Here is a 23,969-nt window from a genome sequence, read left to right on the forward strand (position 1 = left end):
CTCCGCAAGCGCCCCATGACAAGATAGTCACACCAGACCTAGCCAGAGAAGACTCCGCATGACCGAAGACGTGTCCACGCAGCCTGCCGCGTTTGTGCTGGTCGTCGATGACGACGAAGGCATCCTGCGGCTCGCGCGCAAGTCGCTCGAACGCGCCGGCTGCCGGGTTGCAATCTGCTCGCAGGTCGAAGCGGCCCGCGCGCGCCTCGCCGCGGGCGCACCCGACCTGCTTGTGCTCGATTACCAGCTCAGCGGGCCGGAGACCGGCCTCGACTTCTTTCGCCGCTTGCGCGCGGAAGGCGTGCGGATTCCCGCCATCCTCGTGACCGGTTTTACTGACGAATCCCGTGTGATCGAAGCCTTGCGCGCGGGCGTATCCGACGTGGTGCCGAAATCCGGCGACTACCTCGATTACCTGCCCGAGGCGGTGGAGCGGGTGCTCTCCCAGGTGCGTTTGCAGAAGGCCTCGGACGAAGCCTTGCTGCTGCGCGATCGCGAACAGCATTACCGCACCTTGTCAGAGGCGTTGCCGCACCTCGTGCTGACCTGCAACGCCGCGGGCGATTGCGATTTCCTCTCGAAGCAGTGGTTCGACTACACCGGGTTGGCGGAAAGCAGTTCGTACGGTCTCGCGTGGCTCGAAGCGGTGCATCCCGACGATCGCGAAGAGATTCGCCGTACCTGGCTCAAGGCAGTGACGGGCGGCGCCGGTGACTACCGGCACGAACTGCGAATTCGCCGCCACGATGGCGCCTATCGCTGGTTCGACATCCGCGCGGTCGCCATGCGCGACGCCGAAGGCAACGTCAGCAAATGGTTCGGCAGTTGCACGGACATTCATCCGCAGCGCGAGGCGATCGAGGAGCGCGAACGGCTGCTCGCCTCGGAGCAGGCTGCCCGCCAGATCGCTGAAGAAGCCAATCGCGCGAAAGACCGCTTCCTCGCCATGCTGTCGCACGAATTGCGCACGCCGCTCACGCCCGTTCTGGCGGGGGCTAGCGTGCTGGAGATGATCCCGGGGCTGCCCGATCAGGCGCGTGCGAGCGTGCGCATGATTCGCCGCAACGTCGAGCTCGAAGCGCGCCTGATCGACGACCTGCTCGATCTCACGCGCGTGGCGAACGGCAAGCTGCGTTTGTCGCTCGAAACCGTCGACGTGCACGAGGTGATAGACAGCGTGCTCGAACTCTTTCGCAGTGAGATCCAGGTCAAGCAGCAGGACGTGCACGTCTGCACGAATGCGCAGCACCATTACGTGCTCGCCGACCGTGCACGGCTGCAACAGATGCTGTGGAACCTGATTCGCAACGCCGCCAAGTTCACGCCGGACGGCGGCCATATCTACGTGCGCACGCACGACGAACGCATGCATGTGCAGATATCGGTCGAGGATACGGGCATCGGCATCGAGCCCGAACAGATCGGCAAACTGTTCAACGCGTTCGAGCAAGGCAACCAGAACATGACGCGGCAATTCGGCGGCCTGGGCCTGGGTCTCGCGATCACGAAGGCCCTGACCGATGTGCACGGCGGCACGGTGGTCGCACAGAGCCCGGGCGCGCACTGCGGCGCGACTTTCACGATCACGCTGCCGACCGCCGCCGCGCCGGAGGAGCTAACACCCGTTGCAGCGCCTGATGAGGTTCGTCATCACGGCCTGCTGACCATTCTGCTGATCGAAGACCATGTGGATACCGCCGAGGTGATGGCGCAGTTGATTCGCAGCCTGGGTCACGACGTGACCATGGTGGGCCGTGTGGACGATGCTCTCGCCGCCACCCAGGCACAGACGTTCGATCTGGTGATCAGCGACGTGGGCTTGCCCGATGGCACAGGCCTCGATTTCGTCAAAGCGTTCCGCGAGCGTTCGGACGCACCGGCGGTCGCGTTGACGGGCTTCGGTACCGATGATGATGTGCGCCGTTGCCTGAGCGCCGGCTTTACTTCGCATCTGACCAAGCCTGTCAATTTCGGACAGCTCGAGACGATGATCGAAAGCGCGGTGAATCAGAAGGCGGAGAAGGACGAAGGGGACGAAAAGAACGCTTAGTGTGTTCGCCACGCCGACTCGGGCGACGCAATTTGCACGCGGCATGAAAAAGGCCTGTGGCGATTTCCTCGCGACAGGCCTTATTTAATTGCGCCGGTTAATGTGCCGACGCGAATGTTTAACGTGATTCAGGTTGACCCAACCCGGGTGACTTCACCCAGCCGGCTCAGCGCTGCGGTGAACTCTTCAGCGAATCGCGGATTTCACGCAGCAGCACGACTTCTTCGGGCGTTGGCGGCGGTTCTGCCGCCGCGGCATCAGCCGGCTTGCGCAGATTATTGATGAACTTGACCATCAGGAAAATGATGAACGCGAGGATCACGAAGTTGATGGCCACGGTGATAAACGAGCCATAACCGAACACTGCCACGCCTGCTGTCTGCAAGTCTTTATACGACTCAGGACTGCCTTTGAAGCTGGCGGGAATATCGCCGAGGCGAACGAACTTGTTGGAGAAATCGAGGCCGCCGGTGGCAACGCCGACAACCGGCATGATCAGGTCTTTAACAATTGAATTGACGATGGTGGAAAATGCGCCGCCGATAATCACCCCGACGGCGAGATCCATTACGTTGCCTTTGAGGGCAAATTCCTTGAATTCCTTGATCATGCCCATATACGTTCCTCCCAGAAGTCGATTATCGAATCATACCAATCTGAGAAGGATAGGCTAGTCTTTTGGCACGGAAAGGAAGGATTGGGTTTATTCTGGAAACTGTGACTGGCTATGGCGCGCCCGTTCGATATGCGCGGCGAAACTGACCGGATCGGTATTGGTGCCGCACAGCAGCACGCCCACGCGTTTGCCTTGCAGCGTTTCGCGCAGCGGTCCGAGCAGGGCTGCCGTAGCGGCGGCGCAGGCCGGTTCGACAGCTAGCTTCAGTTGTCCGAACAAGGTCAGCATGGCCGCGCGCAACTGGTCGTCGGATACCGTGACGAGCTGGTCGATATGGCGACGGCACAACTCGTAGCTGTATTCCTCGGTATGCGGCGATGCCAATGAATCGGCGATGGTGTGCATATGACCCATCTTGACCGTGTGATTGGCGGCAAAGCTTTTGCCCATCACATCCGATCCTTCCGGTTCGACGCCGTACATGTGCACCCGCGGATTCGCGAGCCGCATGGCGGTGGCCACACCGGCAGCGAGACCGCCGCCGCCGACCGGCACAATCACCGCTTCGAGGTCGGGCGTTTGCGTAGCCCATTCATAGCCGAGCGTGGCTGAGCCGAGCACGGTGCGATAGCCGTTGAACGGATGCACGAAATAACGGCCTTCCTCCGCCTCGATACGGCGCACGAGCTCGAAGGCTTCGGCAAGGTTTTCCGCGAAGACGATGTCGGCGTGATATTGCCGGCACAAGGCGACGCGTGCCGGATTGGCCGCGCGAAACAGCACGACCTTCGCACTGACGCCAAGACGCATGGCGGCGTACGCGACCGCCACCGCATGATTGCCGCCCGACACACAGGTGACGCCTGCGCTGCGTTGCGCTTCGTCGAGCGCGAGCAGGTTAGTGAACGCGCCGCGCGCCTTGAAGCTGCCACCCGCTTGCAGCAACTCGAACTTGAAGTTCACCACCGTGCCTTCCAGCGACGGAAAGTCGAGCCGGTCGAACACCGGCGTTCGCGTGACCCATGGCGTCAACGCAAAGTGCTGTGTGGCGATGTCGTCGAGAGTAGGGATCGGCTCGCCGTTGATCGTATGGTCGGTGTGCTGCGGTGTGGCGGTTGACATGGCGTGGGCGTGTTTTTCCTCGATATGGCTAAGACCGTTTTTACCGGGCTCAGTTTCAGTGCGCGTGCGCCTCGACCGACATGCTGTGGATGAATTTTTGCAGGAAGCGCTCGCATGCCACGAGCTGATCCAGCGCGACGAATTCGTTGGCTTTGTGCGCCTGCTGGATGTCGCCGGGACCGCACACAATGCTCGGAATGCCCGCCAGCGAGAACAGCCCCGCTTCAGTGCCGTACGCGACCTTACGCTTGTCCTGGTCCGCGGTCAGCGCACGCACGAGTTGCGTGATTGCAGCTTGTTCAGACGAATCGAGGCCGGGCGCCGCGGCGATCTTCGTGATCTCGATGGCCGCGGATGGATGCTCGCGCAACATTTTCGGCAGCAGCGTTTCGCGTGCGTATTGATCGATGCGCTCGAAGATCGGTTCGGGATCGAGCGTGGGCAGATTGCGGAATTCGAACTGGAACTTGCATTCGGCGGGCACGGTATTGATCGCGTTGCCGCCGATGATCGTGCTGGTTTGCGCCGTGGTGAAGGGCACGTCGTACAGTTCGTCGAAGGGGCCCTGCGCGCGGAATTGATCGGCCATATCGCGGATGTAGCAGATCAGGCGCGCGGCGTATTCGATCGCATTCAAGCCCTTCGGTGTGAGCGACGAATGCGCCGCCTGGCCGCGCACGCAGCACTGATATGCGTTGATGCCTTTGTGTGCCACGATCGGGCGCATGCTGGTCGGCTCGCCGACGATGCAGCCGTCCGGCTTCACACCACGCTTCATCAGATCGGCAATCAGGAGCGGTGCGCCGGCACACCCGACTTCCTCGTCGAACGACAACGCGAAGTGAATTGGCCTCGCGAGTCTGGTGCGCTGCATCTCGGGCACGAGTGCAAGCGCCGCGCCAATGAAGCCTTTCATGTCGCAGGTGCCGCGGCCGTACAGCTTGTCGTCGCGAATTTCCGGCTTGAACGGATCGCTGTCCCATTGCTGACCGTCTACGGGCACGACATCCGTATGGCCCGACAGCACCACGCCGCCATTTGTCTCACCGTCGTGTGCGGGAATCGTTGCGAAGAGATTCGCCCATTTGCCGCTTTCGTCGTGGGTGAGTGTGGCTTCGATGCCGACTGCGCGCAATTCGTCGCGTACGATTTCGATCAGACCGAGATTCGGATTGCGGCTTACCGTGTCCATCGACACGAGACGGGTCACCCACGGAAGCGAGGCTGGCAGCGAGGCAGGCGAAGAAGAATTCGATTCAGAGGCGGGGCTTTGCGAGGACTGCGCTGTTTCAGCGACGTGAGACATGACAAGACTCCGGCATTTGAGTCTTTCGATCATACCCAAAAAAAACGCACCCGTATGCTGCGGCGCGCGTTTGCGCACCGCAACATACGGCGTTAGCGCGCGGCAGCCGCGGCAGCCGTGCCGCGGCTGGGTGTACCGAGTGCGCGCAAGGTCTCTTTCACCGTCGCCACACGCACGGCCAGATCCGGGCTGCGCGTTTCAATGCGCAGCTTGTCCTGGCCCGCGAGCTTGATGTGCTTGTGTTTCTGCACCATCTCGATGATCCGCATCGCGTCGATTGGCGGATTGGGGATGAACTGCAAGCCGATCACCGTTTCGCCCGCATCGATCTTCGAAATGCCCAAGGGCTTCGCCGCCAACCGCAGGCGATGCGTCTCGACGAGCGCATGCGCTTGCGGCGGCAACTTGCCGAAACGGTCGATCAACTCTTCCTGAATGCTGTCGATTGAATCGTTGTGTTCGCAATTCGCGAGGCGCTTGTAGAGCGACAGGCGTTCCTGCACGTCGCCGCAATAGTCCGCCGGCAGAATCGCCGGTGCGTGCAGATTGATCTCGGTGGTCGCCGCGAGCGGTGCGGTGAGGTCCGGCTCCTTGCCTTCCTTGAGCGCCTTCACGGCGTCGTTCAGCATGTCGGTGTAAAGCTGGAATCCGATCTCCTGAATCTCGCCCGATTGCTTGTCGCCGAGCACTTCACCCGTACCGCGGATTTCGAGGTCGTGCATCGCGAGATAGAAGCCCGAGCCGAGTTCCTCCATCTGCTGGATCGCTTCGAGGCGGCGCTGCGCCTGCTTGGTCAGACCTTGCGGGTCATGCACCAGCAGATACGAATACGCCTGGTGATGCGAACGGCCTACGCGGCCACGCAACTGATGCAATTGCGCGAGGCCGAACTTGTCGGAGCGGTGAATCAGAATCGTGTTCGCACTCGGCACGTCGATACCGGTTTCGATGATCGTCGTGCACAGCAGAACGTTCGCGCGTTGGGCAACGAAGTCGCGCATAACGCGTTCGAGTTCGCGCTCATGCATCTGTCCATGCGCGACGGCGATACGTGCTTCGGGCACGAGCGCTTCAAGCATCTGCCGGCGATTCTCGATCGTTTCGACTTCGTTATGCAGGAAGTACACCTGGCCGCCACGTTTCAACTCGCGCAACATTGCTTCGCGAATCACGCTGTCTTCTTCGCGACGCACGAAGGTTTTGATCGCGAGGCGCTTTTGCGGCGCGGTGGCAATCACGGAGAAATCGCGCAGGCCTTCGAGCGCCATGCCGAGCGTACGCGGGATTGGCGTCGCAGTGAGCGTGAGTACGTCGACTTCGGCGCGCAACGCTTTCAATGCCTCTTTCTGACGCACGCCGAAACGGTGTTCCTCGTCGATGATCACGAGTCCCAGCCGCTTGAACTGCACGTCCGACGACAGCAGCTTGTGCGTGCCGATCACGATATCGACCGTGCCTTCGTTGATCTGCTGGATCGCCGCGTTGACTTCCTTGGTCGACTTGAAGCGCGACAATTCGGCGATGCGCACCGGCCAGTCGGAGAATCGATCGCTAAAGGTTTGCGTGTGCTGTTCGGCGAGCAGCGTGGTGGGCGAGAGCAGCGCAACCTGCTTGCCGCCCATCACCGCGATGAATGCCGCGCGCAAGGCCACCTCGGTCTTGCCGAAGCCGACGTCGCCGCACACGAGGCGATCCATCGGTTTTCCGCTCGTCATGTCGCCGATTACGGCCGCAATCGCCGCGGCCTGGTCCGGTGTTTCTTCGAAGCCGAAGCTCTCGGCGAACTTCACATAGTCTCTCGGTTCGAGCGCGAATGCATGGCCTTCGCGCAGGGCGCGCCGGGCATACAGGTTCAGCAGTTCGGCAGCGGTGTCGCGGATCTGCTGCGCGGCTCTGCGCTTGGCCTTTTCCCATTGGCCCGAGCCGAGCGAATGCAATGGCGCGCTTTCCGGATCCGCACCGCTGTAACGCGAGATCACGTGCAATTGCGCGACCGGCACGTAAAGCTTGCTGTCGCCCGCGTATTCGAGGTGCAGGAACTCGGTTTCGCCTTCGCCGAGATCCATCGTGACGAGGCCCATATAGCGGCCGATGCCGTGCTGCGAATGCACGACCGGATCGCCGAGCTTCAGCTCGGACAGATCCCGCACCATCGAATCGACGTTGCTCGCCTGCTCCTGGCGGCGCCGTCCCGTGCGGCGCGCGAGTGGGCCGTAAAGCTCGGTTTCTGTGATGATCGCGATGCCGTCGACGGGCACCGCAAAGCCGTTCGCCAAAGGCGCGACGCCTAGCGAAAAACGTTCGTCGCTCGTGAGCCAGTCCTGGAAGCTGTCGCTCGATACAGGCCGGAGGTGATTATCGGCCAGCAGTTGCAACAGCGTTTCACGACGGCCCGCCGATTCCGTGGCGAACAGCACGCGGTTCGGCGTGGTCTCGAGATAGGTACGCAAAGCCGAGACCGGATCTTCCGCGTGACGGTCGATCGCAAGATCCGGCAGCGGGGTCGACCAGCCGCCGCCCGCGTTGGCGGGCAAGGCGAGCCGCGCGAACGGCTTGGCGAACGCAAAGAAATCCTCGTCCGAGAGGAACAGACGCTGCGGCTCCAGAATCGGCCGGTCGCGATCGTGCGACAGGAAGTTGTAGCGCTGTTTGGTGTCGTTGGTGAAGCGCCGGATCGCCGCGTCCAGATCGCCGACGAACGCCAGTTGCGCGCCTTCGGGCAGGTAATGGAACAGCGTCGCCGTTTCTTCGAAGAAGAGCGGCAAATAGTATTCGATGCCCGCCGACGGCACGCCGTTGCCGATGTCCTTGTAAATCGACGCACGGCTCGGATCGCCCTCGAAGGTCTCGCGCCAGCGGCTGCGGAAAGCCGTGCGCGCCGCTTCGTCGAAGGGGAATTCGCGGCCGGGCAAGAGACGCACGTCCTTCACCGGATAGAGGCTGCGCTGGGTGTCCGGGTCGAATGCACGGATCGAGTCGACCTGGTCGTCGAACAGGTCGATCCGGTACGGCAGGGGCGAGCCCATCGGGTAGAGGTCGAGCAGCGAGCCGCGCACGCAGTATTCGCCGGGACGCACCACCTGGCTCACGTGCTCGTAGCCGGCGAGCGTCAACTGCGCTTTAAGCTTGGCCTCGTCGAGGCGTTCACCTTGCGAGAAGGAGAAGGTGTAGCCCGCCATGAACGAGGCGGGCGGCATCCGGTACAAAGCGGTGGTGGCCGGCACCAGCAGGATGTCGCAGCGGCCTTCGCCCAGATCGTGCAGCGTGGCGAGGCGCTCGGAGACCAGATCCTGGTGGGGCGAAAAGGTATCGTAAGGCAGCGTTTCCCAGTCGGGCAGCAAACGCACGCGTGCCTCGGGCGCGAAAAAGCTGATTTCCTGCGCCAGCCGCTGCGCGTCGACGGCGCTTTCGCAGACGACCGCCAGCAGCGGCACCTTCTCGCGGTAGGCGAGATGGTAGCGGGCGATCAGCAGCGCGTCGGACGAGCCGTGCGTGCCGTCGAAGGCGAAACGCTGGCCGGCCTTGACGAGCGCGACGGGCGGGGAGTACTGCGATGATGCGGCGATGTCTGGCATAGAAGAGAAAAAGCGGCCTCGGGCTCACACGTGATCGGCAAGTTTACGCGTGTCGGGGCGTAGATGCGAAGGACCTATTATAAAATCCGTCCTTTACTTTGACCTCGCGGCATCCGCACTCGTGACTTCCCGTCTATTTGCCCTGATTCCGTGCGCTGGCACCGGCAGCCGTTCCGGCGCAGCGATGCCCAAACAATATCGCACTGTCGCCGGTCGCGACATGTTGCATTACTCGCTGGCGGCTTTCGACGCCTGCAGCGAGTTTGCGCAAACCCTTGTCGTGATTGCCCCCGACGACCAGCATTTCGACGCCCGCCGCTTCAGCGGCTTGCGTTTCGCCGTGCGCCGCGCCGGTGGGGCGTCGCGCCAGGCGTCGGTGCTGAACGGGCTGCACGCGCTGGCCGAGTTCGGCGCGCGCGACGACGACTGGGTGCTGGTGCACGACGCAGCGCGGCCGGGCATTACGCCTGGCTTGATCCGCACGCTGATCGGCGCGCTGAAGGACGACGCGGTGGGCGGCATCATGGCCTTGCCGGTGGCGGATACCTTGAAGCGGATCGACCCGGGCTCGTCTGACGGGCGGATTGCCCGCACGGAGGCACGAGATGGTCTGTGGCAAGCGCAGACGCCGCAGATGTTCCGCATCGGCATGTTGCGCGAGGCGATTTTGCGCGCGCAGGCGGACGGCCACGATTTGACCGACGAAGCGAGCGCGATCGAGTGGCTGGGACACGCGCCCAGGCTGGTGCAGGGGAGTTTGCGTAACTTCAAGGTCACTTATCCGGAAGACTTCGATCTGGCCGAGGCGATTTTGTGCCGGCCGTCTTCGGCTTCCTGAATGGATAAATCAGATTTTAATCAATGGGCTTGAGCATATGGATTTCAGAATTGGGCAGGGTTATGACGTGCATGCGCTGGTGCCGGGACGTCCGTTGATTATCGGCGGCGTGACGATTCCCTATGAGCGCGGGCTGCTCGGGCATTCGGATGCGGACGTGCTGTTGCATGCGATTACCGATGCTATTTTTGGCGCGGCCGCGATGGGCGATATTGGGCGGCATTTCTCCGATACGGATGCGAAGTTCGCCGGCGCGGATAGCCGGGTTTTATTGCGGGAGTGTTTTGCTCGCGTGACAGCGGCGGGGTTTTCTATCGCTAACGTGGATAGCAGCGTGGTGGCTCAGGCGCCCAAGCTGGCGCCGCATATCGAAGGGATGCGGGCTAATATCGCTGCGGATCTTAACCTGCCGGTTGAACGGGTTAATGTTAAAGCCAAAACTAACGAGAAGCTGGGCTACCTCGGGCGAGGCGAGGGCATTGAAGCGCAGGCAGCGGTTTTGTTGAACAAGAATTGATGTTGGGTTTTGGTGTTTGCGGTTCTTTCACAAAAACCATGAGCGCGCAGCGAAAAAATCTTAATCCCGCTGCGCGCGAAAAAAACCTGTTCACCTTCAGCAGCAATATGCGGATTACAGCGTTGCGCCGCCGATCGGGCGGTTGCACGGGCACTCTTCGTCCGTTTGCAGAGCGTCGAGAATACGCAGCACTTCTGTCGGGTTGCGGCCGACGTTCAGATTGTTCACCGAAACGTGTTGAATCGTATTGTCCGGATCGACGATGAACGTTGCGCGCAGCGCCACACCAGCTTCCTTGTCGCGCACGCCGAGCTGGTCGATCAACTCGCCCTTCACATCACCAAACGAATAGTGGTTTAGCCGGCTCAGGTCCTTTTGCTCGCGGCGCCAGGCCAGCTTGACGAATTCGTTGTCCACACTGCCACCGAGCAACACCGCGTCGCGCTCGTCGAAATCCTTGACCAGCTTGTCGAACTCGACGATTTCGGTCGGGCACACGAACGTGAAGTCCTTCGGATAGAAATAGATGATCTTCCACTTGTCCGGAAACGACTGCTCCGTGATCTCTTCGAACGCGGACACGCCGTTTTCTTCATGGTTGTTGAAGCCCGGCTTGGCCGCAGTGACGGTGAACGCTTCGACTTTATCGCCAACGGTTTTCATGCAGGGGCTCCTTCGTGAGATGGAAAAACAGCATGTTTGACGCTATCAGCTCGTCGGAACAACTACGTTGCACGTTTCCGAGTATGGCCCTATGAAGGTATCCGTTCAATAGTATCCATCTAACGCCTTGGGGGAGTTGTTACTCAACGCGGCCGGGGGGTGCACGGGCGACGCAACGCCCCTGCCGGTTCAGGCGCCTTTTGCGAGCGGAAACTCAATCGTGACCTCGAGGCCCGGGCCTGGTGTGCGATTGCGCAGACGCAGCGCGCCGCGATAGCGGCCTACCAGCCGCTGCACGATGGCCATGCCGAGGCCCGTGCCGTTCGCCTGGGTACGCGCGGAATTCACGCGATAGAACGGTCGCGTGACAAGCGCCAATTGGTCTTCAGGAATTCCGGGCCCCTCGTCGACCACGGACAATTCGACCCGCGAGTGCGATACCCGTGTTTCCAGAATCACGTGCGGTATGCCGTCGCCGTCGCTCAAACCGTACTTGCGCGCGTTCTCCAGCAGATTGCCGACCACGCGCCGCATGTCGGTCTCATCCGCCTCGATCACCGCCGATGGCGCGAGGCGCGTAATCAGCCGCATGCTGTCCTCGCTTTGCATCCGCGCGGCAAGCTCGCCTGCGATCACCGACAGGTCGACGGGCTCCGGCACCCGCTGCACCGGGCGGGCGTAGTCGAGGAACCGCCCGATGATCATGTCCATCTGCTCGATGTCGTCAACCATCGCGTCTTTAGTGGCCTGGTCGGACGGGCTCATTTCGGTTTCGAGCCGCAGCCGCGCGAGCGGGGTGCGCAGATCGTGCGAAATACCGGCGAGCATCAATGCGCGGTCGGCCTCGAGCTGTTCGAGGTCCTGCACCATCTGGTTGAAACTGCGATTGGTCTCGGCGGCCACGCCCATGCCGCGCTCGGGCAAGGGCTCTGGCGACTGGCCTGAGCCGACCTTGCGCGCGGCCATGGCGAGCCGGGCGAACGGACGGTTCACGAGACTGGTGATGAACGCCGCGCCGAAAAGTGACAGCGCCAGCGCAAATACGCCCCAGCCGGCCCATTGCAGGCCCGTCGCGTTGTCCAGTTGATCGCGGTCGAGCGCCACCCAGTAATCGTCGTCGTCGATCTTGAAGCTGATCCAGACGCCGGGGATGTCGTTCACGCTCTGTGCAATGACCGTGTCGTCGCCGAGACGGCCACGAATGTCGTGTTCGATCAGCCGGTTCAGCGACTCGTCGGGCTGGAGTTTGTACTTGTCGGTGGTTTCGCGCGGGTATACGCGCACCCCTTCATTGCTCTCCAGATCCTGCAGCAGGGCGCGCCGCAGATCGGGATCGGAATAGAGGAGTGCGGTGCGCGTGAGCTTGACGATGGCGACCAGTTGCAACGCCACGCGCTGCGCGCGCGGCTCGCGTTCGATCACCCGAAAGCTCTGGAACCACGCGGCGAGACTGACTGCGATCAACAGCGCGATCAACAGAAAGGTCCGCCAGAAAAGGCCGCCGAACGCGAGCGTCAGGAGGCGCCGGTCGATCCGCATGGGCCCTTCTTATCTGGAACTATCTTGTAGGGGACCAGAGATAAGGCGCTAAAGCGCCAACTCTGGTCGACCGCTTTGCATGGGACCAGAGATAAGGCGCTAAAGCGCCAACTCTGGTCGACAGGAGGCGAGAGCAAACTCAGGCTGCACCGTCAGGAATGAACACGTAGCCGAGGCCCCAGACGGTTTGAATGAAACGCGGGCTGCCCGGATCCGGTTCGATCAGCTTGCGCAGACGCGAAATCTGCACGTCGAGACTGCGGTCGAACACTTCATATTCACGGCCGCGCGCCAGTTCCATCAGTTTTTCACGCGACAGCGGCTGACGCGGGTGACGCGCAAATACCTTTAGCACCGAGAACTCACCCGTGGTCAGCGGGATTTCCTGGCCGGCCTTGGTGAGCGTGCGGGTGGCCAGATTCAGCGCGAACTCGCCGAACTCGAACACCTCGGTGGTTTCGGACGGCGCCCCTGGCAACTCCGACGGCGATTGCCGGCGCAGCACTGCGTGAATCCGCGCGACCAGTTCGCGCGGGTTGAACGGCTTGGGCAGATAGTCGTCGGCGCCCATTTCGAGGCCGACGATACGGTCGACGTCTTCACCCTTGGCCGTCAGCATGATGATCGGCGTGCGGTCGTTGCTGCCGCGCAGGCGGCGGCAGATCGACAGGCCGTCCTCGCCGGGCAGCATCAGATCGAGCACCAGCAAGTCGAAGCGCTCACGCACCCAGAGCTTGTTCATGGACGGCGCGTTCTCGGCAACGTAGACATTGAAGCCCTGTTCACCGAGGTAGCGGCGCAGCAGATCGCGCAGGCGCGGATCGTCGTCGACGACGAGGATTTTCGAAGGGTTTTTGGTTTCCATGGTCGGCATCTTAGCGCGATTAGAAAGTAGCGCGCGGTTGCATCATTTATCGGGTTACAGTCAGTTACAAAATTTACCCGCACTGTGGCACGACGTAAAGCACGGGCAGGTAGACTCCTTTACTGAATGCGGCTGTTCGGTGGATACTTCACTCGACTAAAACTCTCGCACCCGGCTCGCTACCGGGGTTTGTATACGCATTTGAGGTAGCCGGTTGCCGCGCCACGAAGGGAACAACATGAAGGGAGGGGTTTGGCCGAATGTGCGCCTGAGCGTAATTGCACTGGCGATTGCCGGTACGCTTGCAGGCACACTAGGACCAACGCTCGCCCACGCCCAGCCTTCGGCCGACAGAGCTGCAAGCGAACGTACGCCAAAACTGCCTAATTCCAAAGCGAGTCGCCGCAACCCCAGCGTCACTAACGACCGCCCTGCGTCAGACGTGATGTTGCGCACCGCAGTTCCCCCCGATCTCGATCAACGCCGTCGTGATGGTCATATGACGCCCGACGAACGGCGTCTGTTACGGCAGCACATCGAAGACGCTGTCCGCGAGCTCTATAAACGGTAGCTATTTTCGTGCCTGCTCCCGGGCATGCCGGTCGCCCGCCGGTCGCTGTTTCTCCGCGCGTGAAAGATTTCGTTGCACTTCCCCCGTCAACTTTCCCGTTCCATCTGCCGTTGAGTTGCCAGAGCACAGCGCGTTTCGCATGCGCGAATGCCTTTCCGTGATGCCCCGCAACCGGATGACCGATGATGAAAGTGCTGACAGGCGGTAAAGATGCGCGCTGGCTGGCAGTCATGGCCACGGCGTTAGTGGCCGTGACGTGGTGTGCACCGGCGCCGGCCGTGCAGCAGGGCGCCCCTACCTCTCATGCTCCCCATAACAAGCATCGCGCGCCGTCTGCCGCGTCTGCCGTTTCCGTGGCCGACGAGGACATCCTCGACGCCGACGACGCCCGCTTCTTCCTGACGCGCGTCGGCTTTGCGCCCGATAATGGCGAGGTCGCGCAATACGTTGGCCTCACACGCGAGCAGGCAGTGGACAAGGTGCTCGCGACAGCCCGAACCGAAGCTGTCACACCGCTGCCGGAGTGGGTGCTCGAACCGGTCCCGACGCGCGACATTCGCAAGACATGGACGGACGATCAACGTCGCGACGAGCAGCGGCTGCGCGGCCAGCGTTACGAACTATTACGCGCGTGGTGGGTGCGCGAGATGCTGGGCACGCCGTCGCCGCTGACCGAACGCATGACGCTCTTCTGGCACAACCACTTCACGTCCGGCCAGGACAAGGTCCAGTATCCGCAGCAGATGGCGCAGCAAAACATGCTGTTGCGCCGTGACGCGCTCGGCAACTTCGGCGAACTGTTGCACGACGTCGCGAAAGATCCGGCGATGCTGCAATACCTCGATGGCGCGAGCAATCGCAAGGGCAAGCCCAATGAAAACTTCGCGCGTGAAGTGATGGAGCTGTTCACGCTGGGCGAAGGGCACTACACACAACGCGACGTATCGGAAGCCGCGCGTGCCTACACCGGGTGGAGCCTCGATCCCGACACCCAGGCGTACGTGTGGCGCGCCAACCAGCACGACGATGGCGACAAGACCGTGCTCGGTCAAACCGGGCCGTTCGACGGCGATCAGGTGCTCGACATCCTGCTTGCGCGACCGGAGACCGCGACTTTTGTCACGACCAAGCTGTGGCGCGAGTTCGTCTCCGATACACCGGACCCCGCTCGCATCGCGCCGATCGCCGCGCAGTTCCGCGCGAGTCACTACGATATCAAGGTCGTGCTGCGCGGCCTTTTCATGAGCGACGCGTTCTGGGACGACGGCGATCGCGGCGTCCTCGTGAAATCGCCGGTTGAATTCGTGGTTGGGACACTGCGTGCGTTCGACATCGGCTACGACAACACGGCAGCGTTCGCCGCGCAGATCCGTACGCTCGGCGAGAACCTGTTCTACCCGCCCAACGTCAAAGGATGGCCGGGCGGTACGATATGGATCAATAGTTCGACGCTGCTGGCGCGCAAGCAATTCGTCGAGCAACTGTTTCGCGCGACTGAGACCGCCCGTCCGCAGCACATGAACAATCCGGTGGGCGCAAAGATCGCGGCGAGTGGCGCACCAGGCAATGTGCAGGCGAGTCCGCCGATGCAGCACGCGATGGCGCGTGTCGGCCCGGTCGGCCAGGGTGGCGTACGCTTTGACATCGACACGTGGCTTGCGCATTACAACACCGCGCCGACGGCGAAGCCGGGGCTGTCGGCGGAGCTTCAGTTGCAGCACGCGGTCTTGCCGCTCACACCGGTCGACGCGATCGAAACCGATTCGACCGCCAGCGCTTATCTGGAGGCGTTGCTGATGGACCCGGCTTATCAATTGAAGTGAGGAAGTGAGCAGCGCGGACCGGCGACGGAATTGAGCTGCTCATCCGTGTAACGCCGATGAGCAGCGCAAATAAACGATCCGTCGACGGCGGCACGACACGCGCCATGACAATCGAACGAGGTGCAGGATGAAACGACGCAGCTTTCTCTCGATGGGCGCAGCCGCCGGCGCGACGCTGTGGTTGCCACACGCGTTCGGTGCGCTGGCGGCAGAAGTGGGCGGCTCAACGAATCGAGGTTACGGCAACCTGCTGATCCTCGTCGAACTGAAGGGCGGCAACGACGGTTTGAATACCGTGATTCCGTTTGCCGATCCCACTTACTATCAGCTGCGTAAAAACATCGGCATCAAACGCGAGCAGGCAATCCAGCTCGACGAGCGTACCGCGCTGCATCCGTCGTTGCAGCCGCTGATGCCGCTTTGGCAGAGCCAGCAACTGGCGATCGTACAGGGCGTCAGCTACGCGCAGCCGAACCTGTCGCATTTCCGCTCGATCGAGATCTGGGACACCGCGTCGCGTTCGGATCAATATCTGCGCGAGGGCTGGCTCACACGTGCGTTCGCGCAGGCGCCGGTGCCCGCGGGTTTTGCAGCCGACGGCGTGGTGATCGGCAGTGCCGAAATGGGACCGCTCGCCAACGGCGCACGCGCGATTGCGCTGGTCAATCCGGCGCAGTTCGTCAAGGCTTCGCGCCTCGTCACGCCGGTGTCGCTGCACGAGCGCAATCCGGAGTTGGCGCACATTCTCGACGTCGAGAACGACATCGTGAAAGCCGCCGATCGTCTGCGTCCCACGCAAGGTCAGGCGCAATTGAAGACGGTGTTTCCCGGTGGCGCATTCGGCGGTTCGATCAAGACGGCGATGCAGGTGCTCGCGGCTGGAAATACCCCGCAAGGCCAGCCGAAGAGCGGGCAGGGCGTCGCGGTGATCCGTTTGACGCTGAACGGCTTCGATACGCACCAGAACCAGCCGGGTCAACAGGCGGCGTTGCTCAAGCAACTGGCCGATGGGTTTGCGTCGATGAAGTCGGCGCTGATGGAACTCGGCCGCTGGAACGAGACGCTGGTGATGACGTACGCCGAGTTTGGCCGGCGCCCGCGTGAGAATCAGAGCAACGGCACCGACCATGGCACCGTGGCGCCGCATTTCGTCATGGGCGGGCGAGTGCGGGGCGGTTTGTACGGCGTGCCGCCGGTGCTCGCGCGGCTCGATGGCAATGGCAACTTGCCGGTCGGCGTCGATTTTCAGCAACTCTACGCGACCGTGCTCGGGCCGTGGTGGGGACTCGACGCGTCTGCGATCCTGCAGCAGCGGTTCGAGCCGCTGCCGTTACTGCGCGTCTGATGATGGACGGCGTTGGCTCATCAGCATGAGCTGGCGGCCGTTGCGTCCGCCGCTTACCTCGCGCGCCACGCGATCCAGAGTTTGCGGATCGGCGTCAACGCAATGCGCTGATGCAGCACGTGATAGCCGTCACGTTCGATTTCATCCAGCAGCGCCAAGGCAAGTGCCGCCTGCGCCACGAGCGTGCGCTGCGAGCGGCGCTCATTCGCGGGCATGGCAGCGAGCGCTGCTTGCAACGCGTCGCGCGCCCGCTTGGTCTCGAAGCGCATCAGCTCGGTAAACGCATCGGAGTATTTCCGATTGATCAGATCCGCAGCGGTGACGTTAAAGCGCTGCATTTCATCGATCGGAATATAGATGCGGCCGTGGCGCGCATCATTGCCGGTTTCGGCGACGAACTGCGCAAGCTGCAGTGCCTCGCCGAGCGGCGCGGACCAGTTCGACGCCTGCGCGGTGTCTTTCGCCGTAGCACGCGCGACCAGCGACGCGAAGGTGCCGCCGACGCCTTGCACATAGCGCCGCAGATTCGGGTAGTCGAGATAGCGCGCCTGGTCGAGGTCCATTTCGAAACCGGCGAGCAAGGCCTGCAACTCGGGATATTCGGCCTCGACGTTAGGCAGATAAGCCGCCAGCGCCTTGGAAACCGGATGTGACGGTGAACCCGAAGCCAGTGCGGCGAGCTCGTTTTGCCACCACGCGAGTTTGGTGCGGCCGATGGCCGGATCACTGGTTTCCTTAACGGTTTCCTCGAACTCGCGACGCAGCGCGAACAGCGCGGTCAGGAGCGGTTGGCTTGCCGCGGACGCCTGCCGAAGCGCATAGTAAGTGCTCGATCCGGGCGGCGCCGCTTTCTGGTGGCAGTATTCGTCGAAATTCACGGGATAGGAATGTGGGGAAGGGCAGGCGAACAGGGGCACGGTGTGCGTGCGTTTAGCCAAAAATTGTAGCATCGACGCCCCGCGGGGCGATGCACGAGCAAATGCAGACAAGTGCGAATCAATCGGTTAGAATCTCGCGCTTACGCTTTCGGGCGCGGGTTTTAACGCGGCCGTGAGCATGCAGGACATCGGGTAGAACGCACAGCGCTTTGCCCGGCTGCGAGGGTGGCGAAATTGGTAGACGCACCAGGTTTAGGTCCTGACGCCCGCAAGGGTGTAGGGGTTCGAGTCCCCTCCCTCGCACCATCCCTGTGTAGTAGAGAACCCGTTAAGCAGAGAACCCCGTTAAGTCTTTGGACTGGCGGGGTTTTTTGTTTTTCGTGTGACTTCGCGCCAGGCCTTGCGTGCCCGGCTGCGCTCAAGCGTCCGGTGCTGGCGGTTGCGCTTCGGCTTGCGTGCCTGGCAACTCGGCTTGCACGGCGCCTTCGAGAAAGCGGCGGGTCGATTCGAACGCCTGCAGCATCTGATCGGGCCACGGCGTTTGCAGCATGACCGCCTGGTGGTTTTCGAACGACGATGACAACAGTTTTGCCAGCTCAGGCGAGCGCAGATGACGCAGCACCACACTGACGGCGATCGCCGTCGCCTGGCTCGCGCCGGCGGTTTGAAGTTCCGAGGCGGTGAGGGCCGCTACCTGTTTGTTGATGTCCACTGAAGCTTCCCTGGATGAAATGGGGGTGACTGAAGGCCTGGTGGCCGATCCCGAATTTTGACATGGTTGGCGGGTTGCCGCGAACGCGGCTGCCTCGCCGGGTCTGCCGTGTTCGAAGTGTGACGATGGTTTTCAGCGCGGTCAGGCTATTAAGCAATATGGAGTTGGGCACCGCTGCCGGATTTGTCCATGTAATCGGTGTGCCCATCGAGTTGCGCCTGAGATCGGGTGCTATCCGTTGTCACCCATATTGCGTAGATTGTTAATGCACGCTATACGCTCGTGCCTACCCGCCGGCGGATTAATCCGAGGAAATAAGCAGCACAAAGTTGGAAAAAACCGATATGCATCAGCAAATAAGCGTGACGATTCGACTGCGCTCGCTCGATGGCTCGAAAGCGCGCTTTACGTGGTATTCTGCGCGCCGCTTTTCGCCGTATTGCTGACGCGATATTCTCGGATTAATCCGGGCGACAAATGGATCTCGCAACAGAAGACAATAAAAGAGGGATGCGATGAGCGTGATATTTGCCGTGGTCGGCGTGGTGGTCGGGATAATCGCCGCCGTGTCGAACGATTTCTCGATCGGCTTCGGTGCGTTGATGGGTGGAGTGGCCGGGGTTGCGCTCGCACGTCTGCTGCAAAAGAAGCGCCCGGACATCGCGAACGAACCAGCGTCCAAGCCTGTTAGGGCCGATAGCTTGAACCAGACCGTCAGCCCATCCGGCGAACTGGCCGCGCGCGTCGAGCAACTTGAGCGCGAGATCGTCGCTCTGCGCGGCGAGATCCACGAATTGCGGGCCAGCGTCACCGGCGCATCGGCGACTGAAAGCGCGGATGGTGAGCCCGCGACGTTCAAACTGCGTCCGGCCAATGTCGTGCCGCGTTCGTACGCGATGCCGCCCGCGGCGGGGCAGAAGCCGCATCGCGAGTTTCAGGCAACGCCTACGCAGCCGGCAGCCGTACGCTCGACGGTGAGCGCCAGCGCGGTTACGCCGCCCGCGATGGCCGGTACGCCCGCGTCAAGCGAGCCGAGCGCATCGAGCACGCTGAATGCTGAGTCACTCAGCCCAATGGCGTTGCCGCCGTCCGCCGGATCGCCTCTGCTGTTGTCGCCGTCCGCCGGGCCAGCGCTTTCCACCGACCCTCTGCCAGCGCAAACCCCGCCAGCACCACCGCGCGGTCCCGGCCTCGCTGAACGCCTCTTCAAACGTGGCCGTGACTGGCTATTCGGCGGCAACACGGTTGTGCGGGTCGGCATTATCGTGCTGTTCTTCGGCATTGCGTTCCTGCTCAAATACGCGGCCGACAACAGCCTGCTGCCGATCGAATTCCGCCTCGCCGGCGTTGCGCTTGCCGCAACCGTGCTGATCGGACTCGGCTGGTGCATCGGCGAGCGCCGCGGCGCCTACGGGCTGATCCTGCAGGGCGGTGGCGTCGGCGTGCTCTATCTGACCGTGTTCGCCGCAACCAGGCTCTACCATCTGCTGCCGGCGGGCGCAGCCTTGCCGTTGATGATCGCGATCTGCGGCTTGAGCGCGTTTCTGGCGGTGCGGCAGAACGCGTCGTCGCTGGCCTTCATGGGCAGCGCAGGCGGTTTCCTTGCACCGGTGCTCCTCTCGACGGGCGGCGGCAGTCACGTGATGCTGTTCAGCTACTACGCGCTGCTCAACGCGGGCGTTTTCGCAATCGCGTGGTTCAAGGCGTGGCGGCCTCTGAACCTGCTTGGCTTCGTGTTCACGTTTTCGATCGGCGCCGCATGGGGCGCGACGGCTTACCGGCCCGAGCTGCTTGCCAGCACCGAACCGTTCCTGATCCTGTTCTTCCTGATGTATGTCGGCATCGCGTTGCTTTATGCGGTGCGCCGCGAGGTCGCGCTCAAGCATTACGTCGACGGCACGCTGGTGTTCGGCACGCCGCTCGTCGCGATCGGTCTGCAAGCGGCGATGATGAAAGGCACCGAATTCGGTCTCGCGTGGAGCGCGGTGGCGCTGGCCGCGTTCTACCTCGCGATCGCGGGCTGGCTGGCGCGGCGGCGCGCGCACCTCGGCATGATGTTCGAAGCCATGCTCGCGCTGGCCGTGATCTTCGCCACGCTCGCTGTCCCGCTTGCTTTCGCCGGACCGACCACGAGCGCGACCTGGGCAATCGAAGGCGCCGCGATCACCTGGCTCGCTGTGCGTCAGCGGCGCCTGATCGCGTTTGGCTTCGGCTTGCTGATGCAACTGGCCGCGGCGGGCGCGTATGTGGTCGGCACGCTCGCGCAGATCGATGCAGCGCATGCCTGGCCGGTGCTCAACGGCGCGTACATCGCGAGCGTGCTGATCGCGGTCGCGGGCATCTTCACGGGATGGCGGTTGCATGGGCGCAGCGAGGCGGGCGCGTGGCATGCATGGATGCCTCAGATCGGCCTTGTCGCCGGCGTGTGGGGGTTGTTGTGGTGGGTCTCTGGCGGTCTCCACGAAATCGACGCGTACGCGCAGGCGCATCTTGCATATGATCGCGATCGTTTCGAGACTGCCGTCGTCGCGCTGTTCGCCGTTCTGACAGCGTGGCTCGCGCACGGCGCGCGTCGCAAGCTGCGTTGGCCGCTCGCCGAACTGCCGGCGCTGGCGCTCGTGCCGGTTCTCGCCCTGCTGACCTTGAGTCTGTTCATGTTGAGCATGGCGCCGGTCGGCGGCTACGGTTGGCTGGTGTGCGCTGTTGCCGCCGCGTCTACCTACTTGTTGCTGTGGCGTCAGCAGCGCGACGTCGGCGATCGTGTGCTTGCGCCGCTTCATACACTGATGTTCTGGACAGCCGGCGCGCTCATCGCGCTCAAAGGCTATTGGGGCTTGCGCGCCTACGTGCCGGAAGGCGCATGGAGCTGGAGTGCGTGGGCTTATGGCTTCGGCATTCTGCTGCTGTTGGTGGCGGGCGTCGGGCATCGTTTGCGCTGGCCGGTCGCGCGTTTCGTAACGGCTTATCAGGTGTGGGCAGCGGCGCCGCTCGCCGCCTTGCTGTGGGTGTGGAGCATCGCAAGCGTGACGAGCGACGGTAGCGCCGCGCCGCTCTTCTGGCTACCGATTCTCAATCCGCTGGATGTCGCACAGATCCTCGCGTTCGTCGCCTGCGCCGTGTGGCTGCGGCGGCTGCGCGCACTCGGGGTGCACTGGCATCCGCGAGCGTTCGACTACGCAGTGCTCGCGACGCTGTTCCTATGGTTCAACGCATTGCTGCTGCGCACGCTGCATCATCATTTCCATGCGGCGTACGATGTCGATGCGGTGCTGGCGTCGTTCAATTTCCAGCAGGTGTTTCTGGTCGGCTGGAGCGCGTTTGCATTTGCCGGGCTGTGGCTCGCGCGTCGCGACAGTATTGTGCGCTTGTGCGCGATCGCATCGACGCCGCTCGTGCAGGTGATGTGGATGTGGACGTTCTATGCCAACCTGACTCAGGACGGCGGCGCGTGGGCGCGGCTGCCGCTGCTCAATCCGCTCGACCTGGTGCAGGCGGTGATTTTTGCGCTGGCGGCGTTGTGGCTCGTGCGCATCAGCCGCCTGGGTGTGCCGGTCGGCGAATACCGTGTGCCGTTGCAGGTGGCGGTCGGCGTGACCGGATTCATCTGGCTCAACGCGATGCTGCTGCGCACGCTGCATCATTGGATCGGCGTGCCGTATCAGCTCGACGAGATGTCACGCTCGATGCTCGTGCAGGCTTCGATATCGGTGTTCTGGACAGTCTGCGCATTGGCTATGATGATCTGGGCAACTCGCCGGGCCAGCCGGATATTCTGGTTCATCGGCGGCGGCCTGCTGGCGGTGACCGTCGTCAAGCTGTTCCTGTTCGATTTGTCGCACGTGACGGGTATCGAACGGATCGTGTCGTTCATCGGTATCGGCCTGATGCTGCTGCTGATCGGCTACTTCTCGCCGTTGCCGCCCAAAGCGGCAGTTCTGGAAACTGAGCAATGAAGCGTGTCTTGATAGCGGCGGGGTGGTGTCTTGCGATCTCGTCTGTGTGGGTATCGACGGCGTCCGTTGCGGCCGATCGTTTTGCACAGCGTTTTGCGCTCGAACTCGAAAGCGGCGCCGCTTATTACAGCGTGACGCTCCCGGCTGCCGTCTACGCTGCCAGCCAGCGCAACGATCTCGGTGATGTGCGCGTATTCAATGGCGCCAGCGAACCTGTGCCTTATTCGCTCGACGCGCCACGTGAGTCGGCCCGCGCACCGGCCACATTGCGGCCGGTGCACTGGTTTCCCTTGCCGCCCGCCGCTTCCGGCAGCACCGGTGCGCCACTCGGCGTGACGATTGCCGCCGACGGATCGCTGCGGGCAACGTCAGCGCCGCCCGATCGCGCACAACATGACACCGACCTGATCGACGTCACGCGCGAGGCGCGGGGCGAAGCTCGCGTCGAGGCATTGGTCGTGCATGTGCGTGACGACAATTACCAGGGGCGCGTCAGCGTCGAGTCGAGTGACGATCTGCGCAACTGGCAACCCGCGGGCGAGGCGCAACTGCTCAAGGTCAGCTACAACGGCAGCACGCTGAGCCAGGATCGCATCGAACTCAACGGGATGCGCGCGCGTTATCTGCGCTTGCACTGGCTCGACGGCGCGCCGTATGTCGAATCGATCGACGCTCAGGTGCAGGTGGCCAGCGCCGGCGCGGCGCAGCGCGCGGATATGCAACGGCAATGGCGCGAAGGTATCGTGGCCCGCCCGGGGCCGAAAACCGGCGAGTATTTCTTCGAGACCGGCGGGCCTTACCCCGTCGATCGTTTGCGCCTGAATCTCCCACAGCCGAATACCGTGGCGCCGGCCGTCGTCTATTCGCGCTCGGGTCTGGAGACGGCGTGGCGAGAGGTATCGAGCGCGACGCTGTTCCGCTTGCATAACGGCACGGTGGAGCAGAGCAATCCATCGCTTGAAATGGCGCCCGACACGGATCGTCAATGGCGCGTGGTGGTCGACACCCGCAATGGCGGTTTGGGAAGCGGCGCGTTGACCGTCGCCGCGGGCTGGCGTCCGGCGACGCTCACGTTCGTCGCGCGCGGCGCTGAGCCGTTCACGCTGGCGGTGGGGAGTGCTGCTGCGGTGTCGTCGGCGGTGAGCCGGGCGGATCTGCTGATGGGCGCTTCGTCGGTTGCCGTGGCGGCGCGGCTGGGTGAGGAACTGCCCGTTGGGCAGGAGGCTGATGCGCAGTCATCGGGCAAAGACCCCGATGCGATGCGGCGCTATATGTTGTGGGCCGCTTTGTTGCTGGCCGTCGGCTCGCTCGGCGCGATCGCCTGGCGGCTTGCGCGTGGCGCTCAGGGGCAGGCCGGGGCTCAGGCTGGGGGAGTGGCCGATGGCGGCGGTGGAGTGGGTGGCGCGGCCGGCGCCGGCGGATTGGCAGGCGATGCGCTCGGCGGGTCAGGCGCGGCGAGCGCTACAGCCAAGGACGCAGGCACCGCCAGCGCTGACGGTCAAAGCACCGAAAAGAAGTGACTTCGGTGCGGGCGTATTTCGGCGTAGAGGATTGCAAGAAGCCGAGCAATTGGAACGTGCCGAGGGGCTGCACTGC

The 23,969-nt window shown here is 62.7% G+C and carries 17 protein-coding genes and 1 tRNA gene; 9 read left to right on the top strand and 9 right to left on the bottom strand.

Annotated elements, in window-relative coordinates; translation table 11 throughout:
- Positions 1-58 precede the first annotated feature (58 nt).
- Positions 59-2,050 carry a response regulator gene (locus M0D67_RS13830; RefSeq protein ID WP_154563127.1) on the top strand — a complete coding sequence of 664 codons (1,992 nt, stop codon included), beginning with the start codon at positions 59-61 and terminating at the stop codon, positions 2,048-2,050.
- Positions 2,051-2,216: 166 nt separating this feature from the next.
- Here M0D67_RS13830 and mscL read toward each other — a convergent pair whose 3' ends face one another.
- The 4 genes from mscL to mfd form a co-directional block, all read right to left on the bottom strand.
- Positions 2,217-2,666, bottom strand: a complete 450-nt coding sequence (gene mscL / locus M0D67_RS13835; protein WP_154563129.1) for a large conductance mechanosensitive channel protein MscL — start codon at positions 2,664-2,666, stop codon at positions 2,217-2,219.
- Between the two features lie 87 nt (positions 2,667-2,753).
- The gene (locus M0D67_RS13840; RefSeq protein ID WP_154563131.1) at positions 2,754-3,788 is read right to left on the bottom strand and encodes a pyridoxal-phosphate dependent enzyme; all 1,035 of its coding nucleotides are present in this window, start codon (positions 3,786-3,788) and stop codon (positions 2,754-2,756) included.
- Positions 3,789-3,843: 55 nt separating this feature from the next.
- Positions 3,844-5,094, bottom strand: a complete 1,251-nt coding sequence (argE, locus tag M0D67_RS13845) for an acetylornithine deacetylase (protein WP_171925728.1) — start codon at positions 5,092-5,094, stop codon at positions 3,844-3,846.
- 92 nt (positions 5,095-5,186) lie between these two features.
- Positions 5,187-8,669 carry a transcription-repair coupling factor gene (gene mfd / locus M0D67_RS13850; protein WP_154563135.1) on the bottom strand — a complete coding sequence of 1,161 codons (3,483 nt, stop codon included), beginning with the start codon at positions 8,667-8,669 and terminating at the stop codon, positions 5,187-5,189.
- 121 nt (positions 8,670-8,790) lie between these two features.
- Here mfd and ispD point away from each other — a divergent pair, with 121 nt between their 5' ends.
- Positions 8,791-9,507: a 2-C-methyl-D-erythritol 4-phosphate cytidylyltransferase gene (gene ispD, locus M0D67_RS13855; protein ID WP_168435807.1), complete on the top strand. Its 717-nt coding sequence runs from the start codon at positions 8,791-8,793 to the stop codon at positions 9,505-9,507.
- Between the two features lie 37 nt (positions 9,508-9,544).
- Positions 9,545-10,024, top strand: a complete 480-nt coding sequence (ispF, locus tag M0D67_RS13860) for a 2-C-methyl-D-erythritol 2,4-cyclodiphosphate synthase (protein ID WP_154563137.1) — start codon at positions 9,545-9,547, stop codon at positions 10,022-10,024.
- A 114-nt stretch (positions 10,025-10,138) separates the two neighbouring features.
- Here the strand turns inward: ispF and M0D67_RS13865 are convergent, their stop codons facing one another.
- The 3 genes from M0D67_RS13865 to ompR all read right to left on the bottom strand — a co-directional run bounded on the left by M0D67_RS13865 (position 10,139) and on the right by ompR (position 13,091).
- Positions 10,139-10,687, bottom strand: coding sequence for a peroxiredoxin (locus tag M0D67_RS13865; RefSeq protein WP_154563139.1), 549 nt, complete (start codon positions 10,685-10,687; stop codon positions 10,139-10,141).
- 189 nt (positions 10,688-10,876) lie between these two features.
- Positions 10,877-12,226 (bottom strand): ATP-binding protein, encoded by a 1,350-nt coding sequence (locus M0D67_RS13870; protein ID WP_054039512.1) that lies wholly within the window; start codon positions 12,224-12,226, stop codon positions 10,877-10,879.
- Between the two features lie 139 nt (positions 12,227-12,365).
- Positions 12,366-13,091: a two-component system response regulator OmpR gene (gene ompR / locus M0D67_RS13875; RefSeq protein WP_033379433.1), complete on the bottom strand. Its 726-nt coding sequence runs from the start codon at positions 13,089-13,091 to the stop codon at positions 12,366-12,368.
- A 238-nt stretch (positions 13,092-13,329) separates the two neighbouring features.
- On the opposite strand from ompR, the gene M0D67_RS13880 reads away from it, so the two are divergent.
- From M0D67_RS13880 to M0D67_RS13890, 3 genes are all read left to right on the top strand, one after another.
- Positions 13,330-13,662 carry a hypothetical protein gene (locus M0D67_RS13880; RefSeq protein WP_154563167.1) on the top strand — a complete coding sequence of 111 codons (333 nt, stop codon included), beginning with the start codon at positions 13,330-13,332 and terminating at the stop codon, positions 13,660-13,662.
- Positions 13,663-13,844: 182 nt separating this feature from the next.
- Positions 13,845-15,485 (top strand): DUF1800 family protein, encoded by a 1,641-nt coding sequence (locus M0D67_RS13885; protein WP_154563141.1) that lies wholly within the window; start codon positions 13,845-13,847, stop codon positions 15,483-15,485.
- A 127-nt stretch (positions 15,486-15,612) separates the two neighbouring features.
- Positions 15,613-16,830, top strand: coding sequence for a DUF1501 domain-containing protein (locus M0D67_RS13890; protein ID WP_266238937.1), 1,218 nt, complete (start codon positions 15,613-15,615; stop codon positions 16,828-16,830).
- 53 nt (positions 16,831-16,883) lie between these two features.
- On the opposite strand, the gene M0D67_RS13895 is transcribed toward M0D67_RS13890, so the two are convergent.
- Positions 16,884-17,708 (bottom strand): squalene/phytoene synthase family protein, encoded by an 825-nt coding sequence (locus tag M0D67_RS13895; protein ID WP_168435810.1) that lies wholly within the window; start codon positions 17,706-17,708, stop codon positions 16,884-16,886.
- Positions 17,709-17,927: 219 nt separating this feature from the next.
- Here M0D67_RS13895 and M0D67_RS13900 point away from each other — a divergent pair.
- Positions 17,928-18,014, top strand: a tRNA-Leu gene (locus tag M0D67_RS13900).
- A gap of 112 nt (positions 18,015-18,126) precedes the next feature.
- Here the strand turns inward: M0D67_RS13900 and M0D67_RS13905 are convergent.
- A complete protein-coding gene (locus tag M0D67_RS13905; RefSeq protein WP_168435808.1) occupies positions 18,127-18,420 on the bottom strand; it encodes a hypothetical protein in 294 nt (97 codons plus the stop codon).
- Positions 18,421-18,935: 515 nt separating this feature from the next.
- Here M0D67_RS13905 and M0D67_RS13910 point away from each other — a divergent pair.
- A complete protein-coding gene (locus M0D67_RS13910; RefSeq protein WP_171925725.1) occupies positions 18,936-22,373 on the top strand; it encodes a DUF2339 domain-containing protein in 3,438 nt (1,145 codons plus the stop codon).
- On the top strand, positions 22,370-23,893 hold the full coding sequence (locus M0D67_RS13915) for a DUF3999 domain-containing protein (RefSeq protein ID WP_266238938.1): 1,524 nt from the start codon (positions 22,370-22,372) through the stop codon (positions 23,891-23,893). The genes M0D67_RS13910 and M0D67_RS13915 overlap by 4 nt, the downstream gene beginning before the upstream one ends.
- Positions 23,894-23,969 lie beyond the last annotated feature (76 nt).

The sequence above is a fragment of the Paraburkholderia sp. SECH4 genome (genome assembly GCF_030511745.1).
Lineage (GTDB): Bacteria > Pseudomonadota > Gammaproteobacteria > Burkholderiales > Burkholderiaceae > Paraburkholderia > Paraburkholderia madseniana.

What these genes read in the sequence shown, in the direction of transcription:
- M0D67_RS13840 (WP_154563131.1), bottom strand. Translation starts at nt 3,788, where the DNA reads ATGTCAACCGCCACACCGCAGCACACCGACCATACGATCAACGGCGAG.
- ispF (WP_154563137.1), top strand. Translation starts at nt 9,545, where the DNA reads ATGGATTTCAGAATTGGGCAGGGTTATGACGTGCATGCGCTGGTGCCG.
- argE (WP_171925728.1), bottom strand. Translation starts at nt 5,094, where the DNA reads ATGTCTCACGTCGCTGAAACAGCGCAGTCCTCGCAAAGCCCCGCCTCT.
- ompR (WP_033379433.1), bottom strand. Translation starts at nt 13,091, where the DNA reads ATGGAAACCAAAAACCCTTCGAAAATCCTCGTCGTCGACGACGATCCG.
- mscL (WP_154563129.1), bottom strand. Translation starts at nt 2,666, where the DNA reads ATGGGCATGATCAAGGAATTCAAGGAATTTGCCCTCAAAGGCAACGTA.
- M0D67_RS13870 (WP_054039512.1), bottom strand. Translation starts at nt 12,226, where the DNA reads ATGCGGATCGACCGGCGCCTCCTGACGCTCGCGTTCGGCGGCCTTTTC.
- M0D67_RS13830 (WP_154563127.1), top strand. Translation starts at nt 59, where the DNA reads ATGACCGAAGACGTGTCCACGCAGCCTGCCGCGTTTGTGCTGGTCGTC.
- M0D67_RS13885 (WP_154563141.1), top strand. Translation starts at nt 13,845, where the DNA reads ATGATGAAAGTGCTGACAGGCGGTAAAGATGCGCGCTGGCTGGCAGTC.
- mfd (WP_154563135.1), bottom strand. Translation starts at nt 8,669, where the DNA reads ATGCCAGACATCGCCGCATCATCGCAGTACTCCCCGCCCGTCGCGCTC.
- M0D67_RS13915 (WP_266238938.1), top strand. Translation starts at nt 22,370, where the DNA reads ATGAAGCGTGTCTTGATAGCGGCGGGGTGGTGTCTTGCGATCTCGTCT.
- M0D67_RS13890 (WP_266238937.1), top strand. Translation starts at nt 15,613, where the DNA reads ATGAAACGACGCAGCTTTCTCTCGATGGGCGCAGCCGCCGGCGCGACG.
- M0D67_RS13880 (WP_154563167.1), top strand. Translation starts at nt 13,330, where the DNA reads ATGAAGGGAGGGGTTTGGCCGAATGTGCGCCTGAGCGTAATTGCACTG.
- M0D67_RS13865 (WP_154563139.1), bottom strand. Translation starts at nt 10,687, where the DNA reads ATGAAAACCGTTGGCGATAAAGTCGAAGCGTTCACCGTCACTGCGGCC.
- M0D67_RS13910 (WP_171925725.1), top strand. Translation starts at nt 18,936, where the DNA reads ATGAGCGTGATATTTGCCGTGGTCGGCGTGGTGGTCGGGATAATCGCC.